The sequence below is a fragment of the Paenarthrobacter sp. CM16 genome, from assembly GCF_013179505.1.
Taxonomy (GTDB): Bacteria; Actinomycetota; Actinomycetes; order Actinomycetales; family Micrococcaceae; genus Arthrobacter.
Genome location: NZ_JABMCX010000368.1, coordinates 1 through 3900 on the forward strand (window position 1 = coordinate 1; position 3900 = coordinate 3900).

Genomic DNA, 3900 nt, shown 5'->3' on the forward strand with positions numbered 1-3900 from the left:
CAAGAAGGCGCTCCCGAGGACCCGCCCGCTGCCGGAGCACCTTCCGATTTTCCGCTTTGTGAATCCGCAACCCACCAGTTCTTCCATGCCCTCCGGCCATTCTGCCTCTGCGGTGGCATTCGCCGTGGGGGCGGGGATGGTTTCGCCGGCACTCGGCGCGGTACTGGCACCCATTGCGGCAGGCGTTGCCTATTCCCGTGTTCATACAGGAGCCCACTGGCCTTCGGACGTCGTGTTCGGTTCAGCCCTGGGAGCCGGTGCAGCTTTGCTGACGCGCACCTGGTGGCCGGCAAGGCCTCCCGAGCCAGCGCCTCGTCGCACCCCTGGCGAGGCACCGGCAATCGCCGACGGCGAGGGGCTCAGTATCGCTGTCAACGTCCTGGGTGGGTCCTACTCCCCCGAAACGGGTGAGCTCCTCCGAGTGATATTCCCTAAGGCGTATATACGGGAAATCGAAGAGGGAGACGATGTTGCTTTCGAAGTCGAGGCAGCCGCCACCCGTCCCGGCACCGTTGCGCTGGGCGTGTGGGGCGGTGACGGAACGGTTGGCACAGCCGCCGCTGCCGCCGTCGAGCATTCACTGCCGCTCCTGGTGCTGCCGGGCGGTACCCTCAACCACTTCGCCCGCGACGTGGGCACCAGTTCGATCGACGACGCCATCGAGGCGGTGACCAAGGGTCAGGCGGCCTTGGTGGACCTGGGGCATGTAGTAGTGCAGCGCGGGCTTCCCGAGACCCCGGAAACCACCGAATTGGCCATGTTGAACACCGCCAGCGTTGGGGTGTATCCCAACCTGGTCCGCAGGCGGGAGCGGCTCCAGCCGGCAATGGGCAAGCCTATGGCCAGCGTGGTGGCATCCTTGCGGACCTTCGGCGTCAACTCGCCCACCACCCTGATGGTTGATGGGGTGAAGCACAAACTCTGGATCCTGTACATGGGCCGTGGCAGGTTCTATCCCAGCGACCATGCGCCGCTGCGCAGGCCTGTCCTCGATGATGGTGTCTTTGACCTCCGCATGATCACCGCGGATGAACCTTTCGCCCGGGCGCGGTTGCTGTGGGCCGTGGTGACGGGCACTGTGGCGGCCTCCAGGGTTACGCACTTGACCGAGGCCACCACCATCACCGTGGAGGCTGTGGGGCAGCCCCTGGTCCTGGCGGTGGACGGCGAACCAAAGCCGGGAGTCCGCAGTGCCACGTTCACGGTGAAGCCGCGCGAACTGCGCGTGTATTCGCCGCTGCCGGCAGACTGACCTGGTGCAGGCATGCGGGAACTGACCTGGTGCGGGTCATCCGCGAGGACTACCCTGACTGAACCCTGAATCATCCCTGAGACCGGCGATTTACGGTCCCTCCGTGAGTAGCGTAGTGAGTACATTCAAAACTCATCTGCACACTCATGTGCTCCGAGGAGGGAACGCTTCCATGATCGAAGCAAAAGGCCTGACCAAGGTCTACGGCGAGAAGACCGCCGTCGGCGGTGTCAGTTTCACTGTCCAAGCGGGACGAGTGACGGGCTTCCTGGGTCCGAACGGTGCCGGCAAGTCCACCACCATGCGCATGATCATGGGGCTGGACACTCCGTCGTCGGGTTCTGTGACGGTGAACGGTGAACCGTTCGCACAGCACAAGGCACCGCTTCGCGAAATCGGCGCCCTCCTGGACGCCAAGGCAGTCCACACGAGCCGTACCGCCTACAACCACCTGCTCGCCATGGCAGCGACGCACAGCATCCCCAAGAGCAGGGTCCGCGAAGTCATTGAAATGACGGGCCTGGGGGACGTCGCCAAGAAGAAGGTCAAGGGCTTCTCGCTCGGAATGGGTCAGCGCCTCGGCATCGCCGCCGCGCTGCTGGGCGATCCCCAGACCATCATTCTGGACGAGCCGGTCAACGGCCTTGATCCTGAAGGTGTGGTCTGGGTCCGCAACCTCGTGAAGTACCTGGCCTCCGAGGGGCGCACGGTCTTCCTGTCCAGCCACCTCATGAGCGAAATGGCACTGACCGCGGACCACCTTATTGTGATCGGCCGCGGCAAGATCATTGCCGATGCGCCCATCGCCGAAATCATCACCGGCAAGGGCCAGGCACGGACGCGCGTCCGCACCGACCAGCCGGAACGCCTCATGCAGCTCCTGGCGGGTACCGGAGTTTCCGTTGAGGTCCACGAGCGCGAGCTCCTGGAAGTGTCCGGACTGGACCCCCGGGGCATTGCCCGGACTGCGCTGGAGAACCAGGTCATGGTGTACGAGCTGACCCCGCTCCAGGCCAGCCTGGAAGAGGCGTACATGGAACTGACCAAGGACGAGGTGGAATACCACTCGCACATCACCACCGGGGCATCGGTTCCCGCCCAGGCCGGAGGGAAATAGACATGAGCACCACCACTATGGACCGCAAGTCCATCCGCAACTCCGTCGGTCCGGGACCGGCATTCCACCGTGTGCTGAACTCGGAATTCATCAAGTTCCGCACCCTGATGTCCACGCTGATCCTCTTGGCCTCCACAGCACTGGTGATGGTGGGCTTCGCGGCCCTCTCAGCATGGGGAACCGGTCAGTTCGCAGAGCAGGTTGCCAGCGATCCCGAAGCAGCGGCCGCCATGGCTGCCCAAGGCGGGGACCTCGCGGTCAGCATTCCCAGCTCCGGAATCTCGTTCGCCCAGCTCATCCTCGGTTCACTGGGTGTCCTGCTCATGAGCTCCGAATTCACCACGGGAATGGCACGCTCCACGTTTGCCGCCGTTCCCAAGAGGCTCTCGCCGTTCCTGGCCAAGCTGGTTGTGGTCATGGTCAGCGCCTTCCTCCTGACCGCTGTATCCATCTACATCGCCGGCTTGGTCTCTCTGCCCATCGTGGACAACTACGACCTCAAGCTGGACCTTGGCAGCTCGCAGTCCGTCAAGCTTCTCCTGGTAAACAGCCTCTATGTGGCAGCAGTAGCCGCCATTGGCATGGCCCTGGGAACCATCGTGCGGAACTCGGCCGGCGGCATCATGAGCCTGGTGGGGCTCCTGTTCGTTGCACCGATTGCCTTCCAGCTCATTCCCGGCGACTTCTTCAAGGAAGCCAACAAGTACCTGCCCACCAGCACCATCACTCCCATGACCGCCGTCGAGCATGTTCCTGAAACGCTGGAAGCGTGGCAGGCTGCGCTGGTCCTGGGCGCGTGGGTTGTTGTTCCGGTGGCTCTGGCCATGATCCTGCTGAAGAAGCGGGACGTCTAGGACGGGTTGCCGTCTAGGCTCAATTCATGACTGAAGCTCCACTGGTGAAGGACGCGGCCACCGCTACGGTGGACGCGTCCTTCGCTGAAATCACCCAGCGCCGCAGGGGCAGGATACGCCGCTACTTCTACAAGCGGCCGCGTGCCATGGACGCCGTGGTGATCCTTAGCTACGTTCTGTTGGCGTTGCCCACCATCATCACCTCCATCGTCGATGGCAAGTGGCTGGTGGTGGCAATCCTGCTGATGATTGCCATCGCATTGATCTTCAGGCGGCAATTCCCGCTGCAGGTTGTGCTGGCCGTCGTCCTCCTTGAAATTGCGGCCACCATCCTGAATCCGTGGGGTTCGAACGTCTCGGCAGGTTTGTGGTTCGCGCTCTATGCCGTGGCCTCCATCCGGAAACGCAGCCTTGCTTTAGTGGTGTTCGTGGCCGCCAGCCTGCCCCTGAGCCTGCTCTATCTCTTCATGTGGACCAGTCCCAGCGGGATGGACGCCCTGCAGGACGTCCCGGAGAATTTCCACCTGATCAACAACATCGCCACAGCGGTGACCATCATGTTGTCCAATCTTTTGGCCACCGGCATCGGCATTTCGGTCCGGCAGCGGCGGGAGCACGAGGCTGAGATCGCGGCATGGGCGGCCCGCACCACGCAGCTGGGCAAGGTGACGGAGCGG

3 protein-coding genes and 1 pseudogene are annotated in these 3900 nt (G+C 63.3%); all 4 read left to right on the plus strand.

Features of this window, described 5'->3' with window-relative positions; genetic code table 11:
* On the plus strand, positions 1 to 1252 hold a 1252-nt coding region (locus HP499_RS21810), incomplete at its 5' end, for a bifunctional phosphatase PAP2/diacylglycerol kinase family protein (protein WP_172326194.1).
* 172 nt (positions 1253 to 1424) lie between these two features.
* Entirely contained in the window at positions 1425 to 2369 is a 945-nt protein-coding gene (locus HP499_RS21815; RefSeq protein WP_172326195.1) for an ABC transporter ATP-binding protein, read from the plus strand.
* 2 nt (positions 2370 to 2371) lie between these two features.
* Complete coding sequence (locus tag HP499_RS21820) at positions 2372 to 3223, plus strand: ABC transporter permease (RefSeq protein ID WP_172326196.1); 852 nt, start codon at positions 2372 to 2374, stop codon at positions 3221 to 3223.
* Between the two features lie 26 nt (positions 3224 to 3249).
* Positions 3250 to 3900 (plus strand): annotated as a pseudogene (locus tag HP499_RS21825) (sensor histidine kinase); the annotation flags it as partial.